Consider the following 512-nt stretch of genomic DNA (forward strand, 5'->3'; position numbering starts at 1 on the left):
CAGGCACTCCGCCCGGAACCGGCGTCCAATCTGCTCCGGCAGGCGGTCCTGGCCGAGGACTGCATTGCGCGCCCCTTGGCCCTGCACGCCGACAATGACAGCCCAATGAAGGGGGCCACGATGAAAGCAACGATGGAAAAGCTGGGATCACGGCCTCCTGCAGCCGCCCGCGCGCCAGCAATGACAAGCCGTTCTCCGGAGCCCTGTTCCGAAGCTGCAGATACCGCCCGAACTGGCCGACCAAGGGCTTTGCCACCAAGGCCGATGCGCAGACCTGGGTGAAATCCTACGCCAGTTGGTATAACAGCGAGCATCTGCACAGCGCTATCCGCTTTGTCACACCAAATGCGCGCCACGCTGGATATGACCGCGTAACACTGGCCAGCCGAGCCAGTCTCTATGCGAATGCGCGGGCCCAGAAACCAGAGCTCGGGTCAGACAAACCCCGCAACTGGCAACCGCCTGGACCCGTCTGGCTCAACCCAGAAACCGAAATCAGCGCCCCCGAAAAC

The 512-nt window shown here is 62.9% G+C and carries 1 pseudogene; it reads left to right on the plus strand.

The window, feature by feature from the left end:
• Positions 1–146: 146 nt before the first annotated feature.
• Positions 147–512 (plus strand): annotated as a pseudogene (locus FGE21_RS20685) (IS3 family transposase); the annotation flags it as partial.

This window comes from Phaeobacter sp. B1627 (genome assembly GCF_006265095.1).
GTDB lineage: Bacteria > Pseudomonadota > Alphaproteobacteria > Rhodobacterales > Rhodobacteraceae > Epibacterium.